This is a genomic window from Nocardia sp. NPDC058244, from assembly GCF_042882065.1.
In the GTDB taxonomy this organism is placed as follows: Bacteria; Actinomycetota; Actinomycetes; order Mycobacteriales; family Mycobacteriaceae; genus Nocardia.
Map to the genome: position 1 here is coordinate 478,356 of NZ_JBHVWX010000003.1, position 14,889 is coordinate 493,244.

The following is a 14,889-nucleotide window of genomic DNA, read 5'->3' on the forward strand; positions in this document are numbered from 1 at the left end:
CTGCGCGATCGCTTCGGTCATAGGTGCGCTCCCGTTTGGACCGGCCGCGGCGCGAGCGCGCCGAGCACCCTGGTCGCGACAGCGGCGAACAGCCGCTGGTAGGTCGGTCCGAGCAGGCGCACCGCGGTGTCCATGGCGACGGCGTCGTAGCCGATCAGCACGCGCGGCTTGCGCGCGAGAACGCCGCGCAGGATGGTCTGCGCGGCGGACTCGGGGCTGGTCGGGGTGAGCTTCTCGGTGAACAGGGTGCGCAGGGCGGTCATGTCGGTGCCGACGCTCGACGTCGCGCTCGCCACGATGCCGGTCCGCACGCCGCCCGGGTGCACGCAGGTCACCGCCACCGGGTGGCCGGAGATCAGCATCTCCTGACTCAGGGCCTCGGTGTAGCCACGGACCGCGAACTTGGCCGCGTTGTACGAACTCTGGGTGGGCACGCCGAACAGGCCGAAGACGCTGGAGATATTGACCACGTGCCCGTCGCCGGAGGCGATCAGGTGCGGCAGGAACGCTTTGGTCCCGTGCACGACGCCCCAGAAGTCGACGTCCATGACGGCTTCCAGATCGGCGTAGGGCGTCTCGTCGACGGTGCCGAACTTGGTGATGCCCGCGTTGTTGATCACCAGGTTCACCGTGCCGAAGGTGGCGGCCACGGCGTCGGCGTAGGCGTGCACGGCCGCGCGATCGGCGACGTCGAGGATCTGCTGATGCGGTGCGCCGCCGCAGAGTTCGGCGGTGCGGGCCAGACCTGCGGCGTCGACGTCGCTGATCGCCAGGCGGGCGCCGCGCCCGGTCAGCTCGACGGCCAGCGCGCGCCCGATGCCCGAGGCGGCGCCGGTGACCACGGCGACCTTGCCGTTGAAATCCTTCATCGTGTCTCTCCCGATTGCGGTGTGCGGTCCACGCAACCGTAGTTACCAGTCAGTTGCATTACAAGTCATTCGACTGGCAAATCTGGGCATCGGTAGGATCGGCCTGTGCCGAACCCGACCCGTACCCAGTCGCAGCGGCGGGCCGCGACGGTCGACGCCCTGCTCGACGCCACGATCCAGGTGCTGACCGACGGCGGGTACGCGGCGCTGACCACCCGCCGGGTGGCCGAGCGGGCGGGCGTGAGCCAGGGCGCCCAGCAGCACTACTTCCCGACCAAGAACGCCCTGGTCGACGCCGCACTGCAGCGGATGGTCGACGAACTGGCCGCCGAGGCCGTGGCCACGCCGCTACGCGCCGAGACCGAACGCGACCGCGCCGAGGAACTGCTCGACCGGCTGTGGGACCTGCACAACCTGCCGATCGGCCCGGCGGTGCTCGAATTGCTCAACGCGGCCAGGACCGATCCCGAGATCGCGGAACAGGTGGTGCCCTCCACGCGGGCCGGACTCGCGGCCATCCACGCGATCGCGGCCGCGGCGCTGCCCACCTACGCGCGGGCGGCGGGTTTTCCCGATGCCATCTCGGTGGCCGTGTCCACCGTGCGCGGTTCCTCGACCCTCGCCTCGATTCCCGGCCTCGGTGACGTCCATCCGCCCTGGCCGCAGGTACGGGAACTGCTCATGCGGATGCTCGACACTCTCCTCCCCTGATCCGGTGCCACCGTCGACCGGTCTGGGCGACAACCGATCTCGACGGCACCGACCCGGTCCGCGCTCGGGAGTTCATGGGAAATTCTCAGCTCACTGACAGCTGACCACCGGGACCGGTTCGTAGTTTCGGATCCGTGTCCACGTTGTCGACAACCCCTGATCTGGCCGGCGCCCTGTCCCTGGCCACCGTGCGGCTCGCCCGCCGCCTGCGCGGCCACCGCGCCGATCCTCAGATTTCGCTGTCCCAGCTCTCGGCCCTGACCACCCTGGGCCGGGAAGGGGCGATGGCGGCCGGTGCGCTGGCCGACCGGGAACAGGTGCGCCATCCCTCGATGACGCGGACCATCGCGTCGCTCACCGAGCTCAACCTGATCGATCGGCGACCGCACCCGACCGATCGCAGGCAGACGCTGCTGTCGGTGTCCCCCACCGGGCAGGCGCTGCTGGCCGAGGAATCCCGGGCCTCCGAATCCTGGATGACCGAACGACTGTCCGAGCTGTCCGGCGAGGAGATCGCGCAGCTCGCCAGAGCGGTCGAGATCATCGGGCGCATCGCCGCGCGGTGACGATGGGCATAGGAACGGGCGGACCCGGGTTGGCAGTGAGCGTGTCTTCCGAACCGATCCGCCTGCATCCGCTCCTGGCCGGCCGCTACAGCCCCCGCGCGTTCGACCCGGCGGGAACCGTCGACGACGAGACCCTCGACGTGCTGCTCGAGGCGGCGCGGTGGGCGCCCTCGGCGGGCAACTCGCAGCCGTGGAGCTTCTATCCGGCCCGGCCGGGCGAGGTCGAGCACAAGCGGCTCCTCCAGTTTCTGGCACCGAGTTCGGCGCGCTGGGCGCCCGACGCGGGGCTGTTGATCGTCACGCTGGCCCGGCGCTTCGTCGACGACTCCGACCTGCCGTATTCGGAATTCGCCGACTACGACCTGGGCCAGGCCGTCGCCCACCTCACCGTGCAAGCCCAAGTCCTCGGCCTGGCCTGCCACCAATTCCGCGCCTTCGACCGGGACGGGCTCACCGCCGATCTCGCCCCCAATCCGGGCTGGGCCGTGCTGTCGATGATCGCGGTCGGCCGCGCCGCCGACACCGCGACCGCGCGCACCCGGCACGAGATCGCCCACCTGCGGGCGGCGCCCTGGCGGTGAGTCGGTCGCGTTGTCGCGCATCGCTTCCGCCGCTAGGGTGTCCCCTACTGCCGAACAGCTTGTCCCGCAGACCCTTCAGAGCTCCGGGGTCGGCGCGGGAAGGGGGAACGATGAGTTCGATCGAGCCGGTCTGGGGCCGGTACAGCCCGCGCCCCCTGATCCACGGATTGCCCGTCCTCATCCTCGACGCCGGCTATCTCCCGTGGGAGTCCTACGACGAACCGGCGGGCGATCAGGGATACACCGGCCCGGACAGTCCGGCGTGGCGGGTGCTCGGTCACCAGCCCGCCGCGCTGCTGGGCGGGGTGGTCGGGCTGCTGATCGGCAGCCTGCATCCGGTGGTCCTGCGCGGCACGCTCGAGCACACCGATCTGGAGCGCGACCCGCTCGGCCGCCTGGCCCGGACCGCGGGATTCGTCCGCGCGACCACGTATGCGGCCGGTCCGGTGTCCGATCAGGTGATCGAGGTCGTCAACCGGATGCACGTGCCGGTCTCGGGGACGATCAACGGACGCGACTACAACGCCGCCGACCCGGACCTGATCACCTGGGTGCACGTCACCATCTGGGGTGGGTTCCTCGACGGCTATCAGCAGCTCAGCGGACGGGCGCTGGCACCCGACGACGTCGACCGGTACTGGGCCGACATCGCCCCGATCGGTGAGAAGCTCGGCGGCACAGCCGTTCCCCGCGATCGCGCGGCCGTCGACGCGTACTGGCACACCGTGCGCGGCGAGCTCGCCGAGTCCGCCGCCGACCGCGCCGCCGCGCGAGCGGAAGCGGCCTGGATCCTGCGCGAGGTCGGGTCGTGGCACGGCACCGTCGCCCGGGACGGCGCCCGCCGGGTGGGCGAGCTGTTCGCCCGCTTCGGCAGGCCGGTCGGCGCGACGGTGGCGGCCCTGTCCCGTTTCCCGATCTGGTACTGCGCCAACATACTGCTGCGGGTGATCGTGGGGATGCTGCCCGGCTGGGCGGCGACCGAGCTCGGCATCACGCCGCGCCGATGGCTGGACGCACCGGCACGGCTGATCACGAGGGTGGTGTTCTTCGTCTACGACCGGGCGGCGGGCGACCCCGAACACGTCCTGCGTGCCCGCCGCCGCTGCCGACGGCAGCCGACCACCGAGACGGCGGAATCGGCTGCGGCGTAACAGTCTTCGATCTCGCGGTCAGCTCGCCGGAAGCACCCCGGCGACGAACGATCGCGTCTCGCCCGCGGTGGCCACCAGGATGGCGAAGTGATCGGCCGAGGGATGGCGCACGAGCCTGCTGTCGGCCCCGGCGAACCGGAGCTGCTCCTGTAGCAGCACCGTGGTCGGCATCGGCTGAACCCGGTCCGCGTCACCTTGCAGGAGCAGCACCGGCCGCCGGAACCCGTCGGTGGGCGGGTCGAGATAGTCCGCCAACGCCGTCATGAGCGGCGGATCGGCCAGCGGCGCGGCGAACAACGCGCCGACCGGTCGGCCCGCGACCGCGGCCTCCAGCACGCCCAGACAGTCCTCGCCGGCCCGGGCGACATCGAGCAGATGCCTGCCGTGCGGAGTCAGATAGTCGGCCACCCCGATGTCCGGGCGGGCGTGATCGAGCCCGGCCAGGATCATGACCAGCCGGGCATGGAGTCCGTCGAGGCCGGGCAGGGCCGGTGTGCCGGGACGGGCGAGCGCCGCGATCGCCTCGCCGATATTGCTGGTCGGCGCGTAGGCGACGGTGCCACGCAGGTCCAGGTCGGCGGCGTAGTCCGGCCACAGCCGCGACGCGGCGAGCGCGGCCTGGCCGCCGATGGAATGTCCGGCAGCCACGAACGACCGCGACAGCCGCGGGTCCACGGTGTGGCCGGCGCGCACGGCGTCGAGGAGGGCGTGGCCCGCCGCGCGCCACGCGAGGTACTCGTAGGTCCCCGGTCCGCCCAGCCCGATGTAGTCCGTCGCCGCGACGGCGTAGCCCTGGTCCAGGTAGGTGGACATCTGCGGTGTCTCGTCGAACGTGTCGGCCTGCCCGCCATCGAGATTGGGGGCACACCCGTAGGTCATGCCGCTGGTCCCGTGCGCCCAGGACACCATGGGCCAGCCGCCCTCGGGCGGGTCACCCGCGGGCACCAGGACGGTGGCGCCGCTGACCTGGGGTTCGCCGTGCTGTCCGGTCGTCCGGTAGAGCAGGCGGTAGCCGCGCGCCGCGCCGGGAATCAGTTCGCCGCCGGTCAGTTCGCGTGCGGTGACGACACTGCCGGGTTCCGGTGGCTGGGCCGACGCGCGACCGGCGGCGGTCATGGAGGTGAGAGCGAGCACTGCCGCCCCGACGGAGACGATACGTTTCATGCCTCCGATTCCACTCCCGGCCTGGGGTTTTCGCGTCCGGCGCCGGCATCGAGCCGCTACGCCGATCGACGTAGTCCCGGCCCGCTCGGCTACGCCGAGCCGCGTAGCGGAGCGCACCCGCGCACCCATGCGGACGCGGCGACCGGTCCCCTACGATCACGACATGCGACGGTGGGATGTACCGCGAGCGAGGGCGTGGGCGGCCCGCAGGCCACCGTGGCTGACGGATCTGCTGCTGGCGTTGTTCGTCATCGGGATGCAGGTGGAGAGCGCGGGGACGGCGCTCGGGGCGGAGCCGGTGGCCAGGCCCGTCACCGATTTCGGGCATGCCGCTTATGCGCTGCTGATCCTCGGTGGCGGCGTGCTCGTCGTCCGGCGCCGCTATCCGGTGCTGGTTTTCGGCATCACCGGCGTGCTCAGCCTGGTGTACTTCGGTCTCGGATTTCCCGACCGCCTGTCCTGCCTCGCGCTGTTCGTCGCCACCTATACCCTCACCGCGCACAGCGACCGTCGCCGCTCGGTGGTGATCGCCGGCGCGGGCATCGCGGTGCTGTCGCTGGGCTGGCTGGCGGCGGCCGCCGACACCGAGCCGAGCGTGGCCATCGGCTGGGTGTTCTTCCGGATCGGCGCGACGGTGATCAGCATGACGCTGGGGATGTCGGTGCGCTCCCGCCGGATCATCGCCGCCGACGCCCAGCAACGCGCCGAGCTGGCCGAGCGACATCGCGAGGAGGAGGCCAGAGCGCGAGTCGACGCCGAACGGCTCCGGATCGCGCGGGAAGTCCACGACACCGTCGCCCACGCCATCGCGATCATCAATGTGCAGTCCGGTGTCACCGCGCACATTCTCGACAAGCGACCGGAGCAGGCGCGCGAGACGCTGCGGATCATCGAGCAGACCAGCGCGCGAGCACTGCGGGAGATGCGGGCGATCCTGGGCGTGCTGCGCGGCGACGACCGCCGCGCACCGAGCCCCGGGCTCGGGCAGCTCGACGACATTCTCGACATGGCCCGCGAGGCCGGACTCGAACTCACCGTCGAACGGTCCGACGCCCGGACGCCGCTGCCGAGCGCGGTCGAGAGCGCGGCCTACCGGATCGTGCAGGAGTCGATCACCAATGTGATCCGCCACGTCGGGCGCACCTCGGTGACCGTGGTCCTGGAGTCGAGTGCCGACCGGCTCCGGGTCCGGGTGGCCGACACCGGACCGGCCGAGGCGGCGCGCGCACCGGAACTCGCCGACGGCGGCGGCGACGGTCGCGGCATCACCGGCATGCGGGAACGTTGCCGCCTGCTCGGCGGAGATCTCACCGCGAATCCGTTGCCGCACGGCGGATTCGAGGTCCTCGCCCAGCTCCCGCTGGCTCGGGTCGGAGCGCTCCGGTGAGCCCGGCGCCCGCGATCAAGGTCGTCCTCGCCGACGACGAGCATCTCGTCCGATCGGGGTTCAAGGTGCTGCTGGACCTGGAGGACGACATCAGCGTGGTCGGCGAGGCCACCACCGGCGTCGAAGCGTGCGATCTCGCCAGGGCCGCCCGCCCGCACGTGGTGCTGATGGACATTCGCATGCCCACGCTCGACGGGATCCGGGCCACCGCGCGCATCGCGGGCACCCCCGGGCTCGAGCACGTCAAGGTCCTGATCCTCACGACCTACGACACCGACGAGAACGTCTTCGACGCCCTGCAGGCCGGGGCCAGCGGGTTCCTGCTCAAAGACGCGGGCCCGGCCGAACTGCTGCATGCCATCCGGGTGATCGCGGCCGGGGACGCCCTGCTGGCGCCGCGGGTCACCCGCCGCCTGATCGGACAGTTCGCCGCACAACGCCGGCTGGCCGCGTCGGCCGCGGACCGGCTGTCGGTGCTCACCGACCGGGAACGCGAGGTCCTCGCCCTGGTCGGCCGGGGAATGAGCAACGACGAGATCGGCGCGGCCCTGTTCCTCAGTCCCGCCACCGCCCGCACCCATGTCGGCCGCGCGATGTCCAAGCTGGGTGCCCGCGACCGCGCCCAGCTCGTCGTGATCGCCTTCCGGACCGGCCTGACGACCCCCGACGAGTGAACGACGGGCCGTCGTCGCGTGCGTAAGGAAACCGTAAACCCGCACGGGCACAGTGTTCACATCGCACGAACCACTATGTAGGAGAAGACAATGGGCAAGCTGATCGAATCCACCTTCGTCACTCTCGACGGCAGCGTCGACGCACCGCACGAGTGGAGCGCGCCGTACTGGGACGACGAGCACGCCGCCTACGCCTCGGAGTTGCTGTCCGCCGCCGACGCGCTGCTGCTCGGCCGCGAGACCTACTCGGGTTTCGCCCAGGTCTGGCCAACGCGCCCGGCGGGCGACCCCTACACCGACCGCATCAACGCCCTGCCCAAGTACGTCGCCTCGACCACCCTGCGGCCGTCGGAGCTGACCTGGAACGCCGAGTTGCTCGCCGGCGACACCGTCGAATCCGTTCGCGAGGTGAAGGCCCGGACCGACGGTGCGCTCCTGAAGTTCGGCACCGGCGCGCTCTCCCAGCTCCTGCTCGACAACGCGCTCGTCGACGAGTACCACTTCTGGGTGTTTCCCGTCATCGCCGGTGCGGGCACCCGGCTCTTCGACGGCAAGGCCGACACCACACACCTGAAGCTGCTCGGCACCACCCGGTTCGACTCGGGCATCGTCGTGCACCGGCTGGCTCCCCGCTGACGAGGCCGCGGCACCGATAAAGTGAGTCGGTGCAGAGGATTCTGATCTCCGGAATCTCGGGGGCGGGGAAAACGACATTGGCGGGCGCGCTGGCCGACCGGCTCGCCCTGCCCAGGCGGGAATTGGATGCGCTGCATCACGGGCCGGGCTGGGTGAAGCGACCGGAATTCGAGGCCGAGGTCGAGCAGTTCACGGCGGGGCCGTGCTGGGTGACCGAAGACCAGTATCGGCGGTGGCTGGGCGATCTGCTGTGGACGCGGGCCGACACCGTCGTCTGGCTGGACCTGCCGAAGCGGACGGTGATGACGCGGGTCGTGCGGCGCTCGTTCACCCGGGCCGTCACCGGCCGGGAGTTGTGGAACGGCAATCGGGAATCGTTCCGGCACTGGCCGGATCACGACCACCCCATTCGATGGGCCTGGGCCCGCTACGAGGACCGTCGGGTCCGCACCGAAGAACTGATCGCCCGGTTTCCCGAACTGACCGTGGTGCACCTGACGTCGGCCGGCGACGTCCGTCGCTGGTTGCGTGGTCTCGGGTCGTGATGCCGGAAACGTCCCCGACCCGCGCCTTCGCCCGCCCGCTGTCGTCGTTCGAGTCGTATTTCGCCGTCACCTCGGCGACGATCCGGGTCACCGATGAGGTGGTCGGGCCGCTCGATCTCGACATGTTGCGGGCGGCGTGGGACCTGGTGTGCCTGTCGCATCCCGTGCTCACCGCCCGGCTCGTGCCCACCGCCGGGGACGACGAATCCGTCGCCGGACTGCGCGGTCTCGAGATTGTGGTCCCGGCCGGGCCGCCGGCAGCGCCGATCGGGCGGATCGATGACGAGTCCCCGACGCTCGGCGCAGGCGGTCCGGTCGCGCGGCTCTCCGTCGGCACGGACCCGGCTCGGGTCGCTCTCGCGTGCCATCACGCGATCGCCGACGGCAGGCTCGTGCAGTTCTGGCACGACGAGGTGTGGTCGTATTACACCGAACTCGCCGCCGGGCGGACACCGGCGATCCGACCGCATCCGGTGCCTCTGTCTCCCGAGGCACTACTCGGCGAACGCGGCATCGTCAGGACCGCGGGCCCGCCGAGCCGGTTGACGCACGCCACTCCCACAAATCTGCCGAGCGGCCGGGCGGTGGCTCCCGTGCGCTGGCGGCAGGTGCGGCTGCGCGCGGCCGACACCAGGGCCCTGCTCGCCACCGCCAGGCGTCGAGGTCAGACGGTGCACAGCCTCGTCGCCGGTGTGGCCGGCGTCGCGACCCGGCGGTTCCTGCCGATCGAGGGTGATCGGCCGATCGACATCAATGTCGTTTCGCCCGTGGACATTCGGCCGCGACTGAACCCGCCGGTGCCGGTCTGGGCGGGCACGAACATCCTCGGAATGGCGAACGCTGTCGTCGCCGTACACCCGGGCTCGGATCCCGCCGACGTGGGCGCCGTCGTGACGGGACAGTTGGCCGCGGACTTGGCGGCGGGTGTTGTGCACCAATCGTTCCTGCACATGGCCGATACCGTCGACCAGCCGCGGCCCCTGGTGCCGCGCACGATCACGACGAACCTGGGCGTGCTGGCACCGACTCCCACGCCACCGGAGACGACGATCACCGACCTGCGCTACGCGTTGCGGTTCGACTGGGCACCGCTCGTCGCCATGATGACGGCCGCCGGGCACACCGACCATCCACTACTGCGCACCTCCGTGCACATGATCCACACCCGGGCGGGCAGGCTCGGCGTCGACTTCTCGACCTCGCTGTCGGAGGAACGAGCCGACCGGTACGCCGCCGAGTTCGAGGCGCTGCTCCTGGGCCTGACAACGCCGGGCTAGCGACCGCACGCCCGCCGGTCTCGATGCGGAGCGGGGGTGTCAGCGCTTCACGCTGTCGAAGGTCAGGAGGAGTTCGCGGGGTGCGCCGACGCTGATGCCGACCGAGCGCTCGATCTCGGTGCCGGGGGCCAGGCGGAAGCCGGTGAGGCGGTCCAGGAGGCGGGTGATGCCGATGTCGAGTTGCATGCGGGCGAAGTGGCGGCCGACACAGCGGTGGATGCCGATGCCGAAGGCCAAGTGGGGGTTGTGGTTACGGTCGAAGTCGAGGTGTTCGGGGTTGTCGAAGCGGACGGTGTCGCGGTTGGCGGAGCGCCAGTGCACGGCGATCCGGTCGCCTTTGACCAGGGGGATGCCCAGCAGGTTGTTGTCCTCGGCGACGACCCGTCCCATGACGCTGACGGTCGAGGTGTAGCGCAGAATCTCGTCGAGATCGCGCGTCGCCCAGTCGGGTTCACGTAGGCGCTGCTCCAAGCCGGGGACCGCGGTGAGGTACTCGGCGATGTAGGCCAGGGCGCCGCGGGTGGTGTCGAGACCGCCCAGCAGCAGTACGGTGACAACCCCGAGCCGTTCCTCCATGGTGAGCGGACGGCCGCCTTCTACGGTGGCGTCGACGATGGACTGGAGCAGGTCCTCGCGCGGCGCCGCTGCCCGCTCCGCCATCAGCTCGGCGGCCAATCCCGCCACCGCGGCGAAACTTTCGGGGGTGTTCTGCACCGACACCTGGGTGACGGCGTCGACCGCGCGGGCCAGGCGCTCCTCGTTGTCGTCGTCGAGCACGATCTTGGCCAGCGCGCCCGCGGTGAACGGGATCGCGAACTCGCTTACGAACTCGACCTCCCCACGCTCGGCGAACCGATCGATCAGGTCGTCGGCGAGCTGCCGCACCACCGGCTCGTACCGTTGCAGCGCGGGCTTGGCGAACGGTCCGTTCAGGAACGCCCGGAAGTCATGGTGCAGTGGCGGATCCACGTCGATCGGCGGCAACGCCACAGGCACGGTCGTCAAGCCGGGCATGGCCGAGCTGAAGATCTTCGGATGCGCGGCCACGGTGACGAGATCCTCGTACCGCGTCACTACATGCATGCCACCGCCGAACCCGGTGTGCACGACCGGACAGTGCTCGCGCGCCCACGCGAGCTCCCCGTCCAACCGCGCGCAATGACCTTCGTCGAACCAGTCGAGCTGATCGAAAAACCCTTGCCCGCTTACGTTCACGGCAAACCTCTTCCCACCCCGGAGCATCGACCCCACCGATGGTGCGCCCGCTATCGTGCCGAGTCAACCCTCGGTGCGACGGAATTCCTGTCATGGCTCCCGGTGGTGGAAGACGCGTTCGATCAGGCCGCGCAGGGGTTGGTCCAACGGCTTTCCCCCCGTGTCGAAACCGGGTGCGGGGTTGCCGCTGAACCCGCCGATCAGTTCGTGGGTTCCGTCCGTGGTGGTGGCCCAGACCTCGGTATCCGGCGGGCGCCAGACGATCACCGCATCGGGGTAGTGGGTCAGTTCGGCCAGCATCGCGTCGGGCCCGCGGAACGTCAGCACGACCTTGCCTTCCTTCGGGAACTCGTAGTACATCCCTTCCGGCTCGATCGAGACGGCGAACTGGTGACTGTCGGGCCGGGCCGATATCGCGAGCTGGAACTCCATCCGCCGATCATGCCCCAACCGCCTGAGGCGACCGGGGCACCGCTCGGTGCGGGGCGAGGATCGGTGAAAGCTTGGTAGCGATAGGAGCTGTGGGGTCGGGGCGCCGCTGCGGCGCCGACCGTCGAGACTGAGGACCATGCTGTGGGGACCGCGATGAGTACGAGGGCCGAGCTCGACGCGCCGTCGGTGGCAGGGCCGCGGAATCTGACCCTCGCGCATCTGCTCGTGCTCGCCATCGGCACCTTCACCCTGGGGGTGGACGGCTATGTGCTGGCCGGGCTGGTTCCGGAGGTCGCCGTCGATCTGCGCGTCTCGATCAGCACGGCGGGGCAGCTGACCGCGCTGTTCGCGATCGTCTACGCGATCGGGTCGCCGGTGATCGCCGCGCTGACCGGGAGCTGGGATCGCCGGGTGCTGCTGGTCGGCGGGATGGTCGTGTTCGTCGCCGGGCTGGTGTTGCAGGCCGCGGGGCCGAACTTCGCGACGGTGGCGGCCGGGCGGGTCGTCGCGGCGCTCGGAGCGGCGGCGTATCAGGCGAACGCGTTCAGCACCGCGGGTCTGCTGAGCGACGACGCGCATCGGGCCCGCGCACTGGCCGTCGTCGCGGGTGGCGGGTCCCTCGCGCTGGTCGCGGGACTCCCGTTCGGCATCCTGGCCGGGCATGCCTGGGGGTGGCGCGCCGCGGTGTGGATCCTGGTGGTGCCCGCGGTGATCGCGGGGTGCGCGGTGGCGTTCCTCCGGCCCGCGCACGCGCCGAGGCTGTCGCTGGGTGACCGGCTGCGCATCCTGACCGACGCGCGGGTGCGGGCGATCCTGCTCGGCACCGTGACCGTGATCGTGCCCGCGTTCCTCCTCATCGCCTACCTGCCCACGGTCCTGGATGTCTCCGGCACGCTGGTCGTCGCGGCGATGCTGGCTTTCGGGTGCGGGCAGGTCATCGGCACCACGATCGTCGCGCGACTCATCCATCGGCGGGGCGCGCCGTGCACGCTCACCTTCGGCGCGGTCGGGGTCGCCGCCGCCGCGGTCCTGCTCGCGGCGGCCCGCACGACCACCCTCGGCGCGGTCGTCGCCATGATCGGCCTCGGCATCAGCGTCGGCATCTCGATCGTGCCGCAGCAGCACCGGTTCTTCGCGCTCGTCCCCGCGATCGCGCCGATCGCGATGGGCCTCAACGGGTCAGCGGTCTACCTCGCGGTCGCGCTCGGCGCCGGTCTCGGCGGCGGCGCGCTGGCCCTGGCCGGCGCGGTCGCGCTGGCGCCGACCGCGGCCGTGCTCGGGCTGCTCGCCGTCACCGTCGCGCTGGCGGTTCGCCCCGAGGACGTCGGCCGGTAGACCACCGCACCGCGCTCCCACCGACCGACGGGTAACCCCGAAATATCCCCGGGAGTGGGGCGGCGGAAGCGATCACCGGGCTCGCATTACGATCACTGAGGAAACAGCCCCTCATCGAACAGGATCCTCATGGCGCGCAAAGTCGTTGTCACCCTCGTCGACGATTTCGACGGCGCCTCCGCCGCCGACGAGACCGTATCGTTCGGCATCGACGGTGCGAGCTACGAGATCGACCTGTCGGAAACGAACGCGGCCAAACTCCGCGATGTCTTCGAACAGTGGATCCCCGCGGCTCGCCGCACCGGACGGATCAAAGGGAGCGGTCGCCGGTCCGAATCGGCCACCTCGGCCGCCGCTCCGGCGCGACGCAACGATCTGACCGCGATCAGGACCTGGGCCAGCAACAACGGTCACCCGGTCTCGGCGCGCGGCCGGATCGCGGCCGACATCATCGCCGCGTACGAAGAGGCGACCGCCTAGCGACACGACCCGCGGCTGTGCCGATCACCCGAGGTCGAACAGGTTCGGCTGACCCGCGCGGAAACGGGCGGCGTCGGCCACCCGCAACGGCTCGAACGCCGGAATCGACTCCCGGGTGAACAGCTGCGCCGGTGTCGCCGCCGAGCCGGCGGCGGCGAGCAGGGCGTTCGCGGCGGTGCGGCCCGCTTCGTTGGCGCCCTCCATGGTGGCCAGGTCGAAGTTGGTCTGCACGTAGTCGGCGGCCAGGAACAGGTTGGGGACGCGGGTCCGCGCGGTCGGCCGGTTGTCCCAGGAGCCGATCGTGTTCACCAGCAGCGGTTCGTCGTTGGTGTTCTCGCTGCCGTTCCAGACGATGCCGGGGTCGATCATCCACTCGCGGACGATGCCGTCGGGCAGCAGGATCCGGCCGTCGTCGTTGAGAGCGGCGGTCAGCTGGGCCCAGGTCTCCTGGTAGATCTCCTGGTGGGTGCAGTATTTCGCGGGCTTGCCGAACAGGATGCCCGGGGTGTCCCAGTCGGCGATGTCGATGGTGAGACCGTCGGCGACGGAGCCGTCACCGTAGACGGCGGGATAGTCGACGTCCCAGAACGCGCGCTGGGTGTAGGAGGTCAGCCGCCACGGCGCGTCGAGGTAGATGTTGTAGCCCCGGCCGAGATCGAGCTGCTCGCTGACGAACATCTGCAGGCCGTTCATCCAGTCCAGGTTCAGCGCGTCCATCCGGCCCAGCGCCGGATCCAGGTCCCGCAGTTCCGGTGTCCAGAGCGCGCGGGCCCGGTCGGTCGGCACGGCGCACACGTACCAGTCGGCCTCGACCCGCGCGGCGCTCCCGTGCGCACCCCGGATCCGGGCACCGGCGATGCGTCCGTCCGCGACCACGAATTCCTCAAGCGCCTCCCCCGGCCGGAATCGCACACCCATGCCCTCGAGCAGCGTGATCCACGGATCCAGCCAGGCCTCGTTGGTCGGGCCGTTGAGCACCTCGTAGACCTTCGGCCCGCCGGTGAGCTCCCGCAGCAGCGCGAGGAAGAAGCCCTCCATCATGTTGCCCATCGTGCGGGTGCTGGCCACGTATTCCTTGGCCGCCACCAGCGCCCGGGTCAGGCCGGTCGCGGCGAGCGCCTGGAATTGCGCGGATCGGCTGCCCGCGCCGATGAAATCCCACCAGCTGACGTGCTCCCACTGCCCGAAGCGCCGTTCCTCGCTCGAGGTCAGATAGGTGACCACCCGCCCGGCCATGTGGATGGCCTCGGGCAGCGGGACGAGATTGTTCTTCATGAACACCTCGGTCAGGATCCGTTGCAGCCCCATCGGGGTGAGCGCTTCGGCCGGATCGAAGTAGAAGCCGAACATCAGCGGGAAGCCGTCGGGCAGGTTGCCGGCGCGGGGGTAGCGCGGGTCGGTGACCGAGAACGGGATCAGGTTGTCGTACACGGTCTTCCGCGTGCCTGGCACCGGGATGCGGCGCATGGTGTCGTGCACGTGGTGGTAGAAGGAGGTGAATCCGCGCGCGCCGTGTTCGCCCGGCAGTGCCGCCCGGCCCCCGGCCCCGGTGCCCGCCATCGGGATCGTGCGTGACTTCCCGCCGAGTTCCTTGCGATCGAAGACCGTCACCGCGAAGCCGCGTTCGGCCAGTTCGTGGGCAGCGGTCAAACCGCCGATACCCGCGCCGAAGATCGCGACGGTCGTGCCCGCCGGACTGTTTCGCCTCCGTGGACTCCCCTGCGCGGGCCCGGCGGCCAGCCCCGCGCTCGCGGCCACCGCGGCCGCACCGCGCAGCACGGTCCGTCGGCTGACCAGGTGGTCCTGCTGTCGAGCTGCCATTGATCGACCCCGTTCTCAATCTGACGATCGCGATCGTCACATGCT

General features: G+C 70.6%; 16 protein-coding genes. 11 read left to right on the forward strand and 5 right to left on the reverse strand.

Annotation, left to right across the window (positions count from 1 at the left end; all coding sequences use genetic code 11):
- Positions 1-17: 17 nt before the first annotated feature.
- Positions 18-869: an SDR family NAD(P)-dependent oxidoreductase gene (locus tag ACFVW6_RS11905; protein WP_378831674.1), complete on the reverse strand. Its 852-nt coding sequence runs from the start codon at positions 867-869 to the stop codon at positions 18-20.
- A gap of 105 nt (positions 870-974) precedes the next feature.
- On the opposite strand from ACFVW6_RS11905, the gene ACFVW6_RS11910 reads away from it, so the two are divergent.
- The 4 genes from ACFVW6_RS11910 (at position 975) to ACFVW6_RS11925 (ending at position 3,878) form a co-directional block, all read left to right on the forward strand.
- The gene (locus tag ACFVW6_RS11910) at positions 975-1,580 is read left to right on the forward strand and encodes a TetR/AcrR family transcriptional regulator (protein ID WP_378831677.1); all 606 of its coding nucleotides are present in this window, start codon (positions 975-977) and stop codon (positions 1,578-1,580) included.
- A gap of 134 nt (positions 1,581-1,714) precedes the next feature.
- Positions 1,715-2,146 (forward strand): MarR family transcriptional regulator, encoded by a 432-nt coding sequence (locus ACFVW6_RS11915; RefSeq protein WP_355282570.1) that lies wholly within the window; start codon positions 1,715-1,717, stop codon positions 2,144-2,146.
- Positions 2,147-2,187: 41 nt separating this feature from the next.
- Entirely contained in the window at positions 2,188-2,727 is a 540-nt protein-coding gene (locus ACFVW6_RS11920) for a nitroreductase family protein (protein ID WP_378831679.1), read from the forward strand.
- Between the two features lie 110 nt (positions 2,728-2,837).
- Complete coding sequence (locus tag ACFVW6_RS11925; protein ID WP_378831682.1) at positions 2,838-3,878, forward strand: oxygenase MpaB family protein; 1,041 nt, start codon at positions 2,838-2,840, stop codon at positions 3,876-3,878.
- An 18-nt stretch (positions 3,879-3,896) separates the two neighbouring features.
- Here ACFVW6_RS11925 and ACFVW6_RS11930 read toward each other — a convergent pair whose 3' ends face one another.
- Complete coding sequence (locus ACFVW6_RS11930) at positions 3,897-5,042, reverse strand: lipase family protein (protein WP_378831685.1); 1,146 nt, start codon at positions 5,040-5,042, stop codon at positions 3,897-3,899.
- Positions 5,043-5,205: 163 nt separating this feature from the next.
- Here ACFVW6_RS11930 and ACFVW6_RS11935 point away from each other — a divergent pair, with 163 nt between their 5' ends.
- The 5 genes from ACFVW6_RS11935 (at position 5,206) to ACFVW6_RS11955 (ending at position 9,561) form a co-directional block, all read left to right on the forward strand.
- Positions 5,206-6,429: a sensor histidine kinase gene (locus ACFVW6_RS11935; protein ID WP_378831688.1), complete on the forward strand. Its 1,224-nt coding sequence runs from the start codon at positions 5,206-5,208 to the stop codon at positions 6,427-6,429.
- Positions 6,426-7,103, forward strand: coding sequence for a response regulator (locus ACFVW6_RS11940; RefSeq protein WP_378831690.1), 678 nt, complete (start codon positions 6,426-6,428; stop codon positions 7,101-7,103). Before ACFVW6_RS11935 ends, ACFVW6_RS11940 begins: the two co-directional genes overlap by 4 nt.
- A 90-nt stretch (positions 7,104-7,193) precedes the next feature.
- Positions 7,194-7,739 carry a dihydrofolate reductase family protein gene (locus tag ACFVW6_RS11945; protein ID WP_378831693.1) on the forward strand — a complete coding sequence of 182 codons (546 nt, stop codon included), beginning with the start codon at positions 7,194-7,196 and terminating at the stop codon, positions 7,737-7,739.
- A 29-nt stretch (positions 7,740-7,768) separates the two neighbouring features.
- Positions 7,769-8,284 (forward strand): AAA family ATPase, encoded by a 516-nt coding sequence (locus ACFVW6_RS11950; protein WP_378831695.1) that lies wholly within the window; start codon positions 7,769-7,771, stop codon positions 8,282-8,284.
- The gene (locus ACFVW6_RS11955) at positions 8,284-9,561 is read left to right on the forward strand and encodes a hypothetical protein (RefSeq protein WP_378831698.1); all 1,278 of its coding nucleotides are present in this window, start codon (positions 8,284-8,286) and stop codon (positions 9,559-9,561) included. The genes ACFVW6_RS11950 and ACFVW6_RS11955 overlap by 1 nt, the downstream gene beginning before the upstream one ends.
- A 39-nt stretch (positions 9,562-9,600) precedes the next feature.
- Here the strand turns inward: ACFVW6_RS11955 and ACFVW6_RS11960 are convergent, their stop codons facing one another.
- Together ACFVW6_RS11960 and ACFVW6_RS11965 are read right to left on the reverse strand one after the other, a co-directional pair.
- A complete protein-coding gene (locus ACFVW6_RS11960; protein WP_378831700.1) occupies positions 9,601-10,635 on the reverse strand; it encodes a cytochrome P450 in 1,035 nt (344 codons plus the stop codon).
- A 231-nt stretch (positions 10,636-10,866) separates the two neighbouring features.
- Positions 10,867-11,208 (reverse strand): hypothetical protein, encoded by a 342-nt coding sequence (locus tag ACFVW6_RS11965; RefSeq protein ID WP_378831703.1) that lies wholly within the window; start codon positions 11,206-11,208, stop codon positions 10,867-10,869.
- Between the two features lie 153 nt (positions 11,209-11,361).
- Here ACFVW6_RS11965 and ACFVW6_RS11970 point away from each other — a divergent pair, with 153 nt between their 5' ends.
- Positions 11,362-12,543, forward strand: coding sequence for an MFS transporter (locus tag ACFVW6_RS11970; protein WP_378831705.1), 1,182 nt, complete (start codon positions 11,362-11,364; stop codon positions 12,541-12,543).
- Positions 12,544-12,672: 129 nt separating this feature from the next.
- Positions 12,673-13,023 carry an Lsr2 family protein gene (locus ACFVW6_RS11975; RefSeq protein WP_378831707.1) on the forward strand — a complete coding sequence of 117 codons (351 nt, stop codon included), beginning with the start codon at positions 12,673-12,675 and terminating at the stop codon, positions 13,021-13,023.
- A 24-nt stretch (positions 13,024-13,047) separates the two neighbouring features.
- Here the strand turns inward: ACFVW6_RS11975 and ACFVW6_RS11980 are convergent, their stop codons facing one another.
- A complete protein-coding gene (locus tag ACFVW6_RS11980; RefSeq protein ID WP_378831710.1) occupies positions 13,048-14,844 on the reverse strand; it encodes an FAD-dependent oxidoreductase in 1,797 nt (598 codons plus the stop codon).
- Positions 14,845-14,889: the final 45 nt, after the last annotated feature.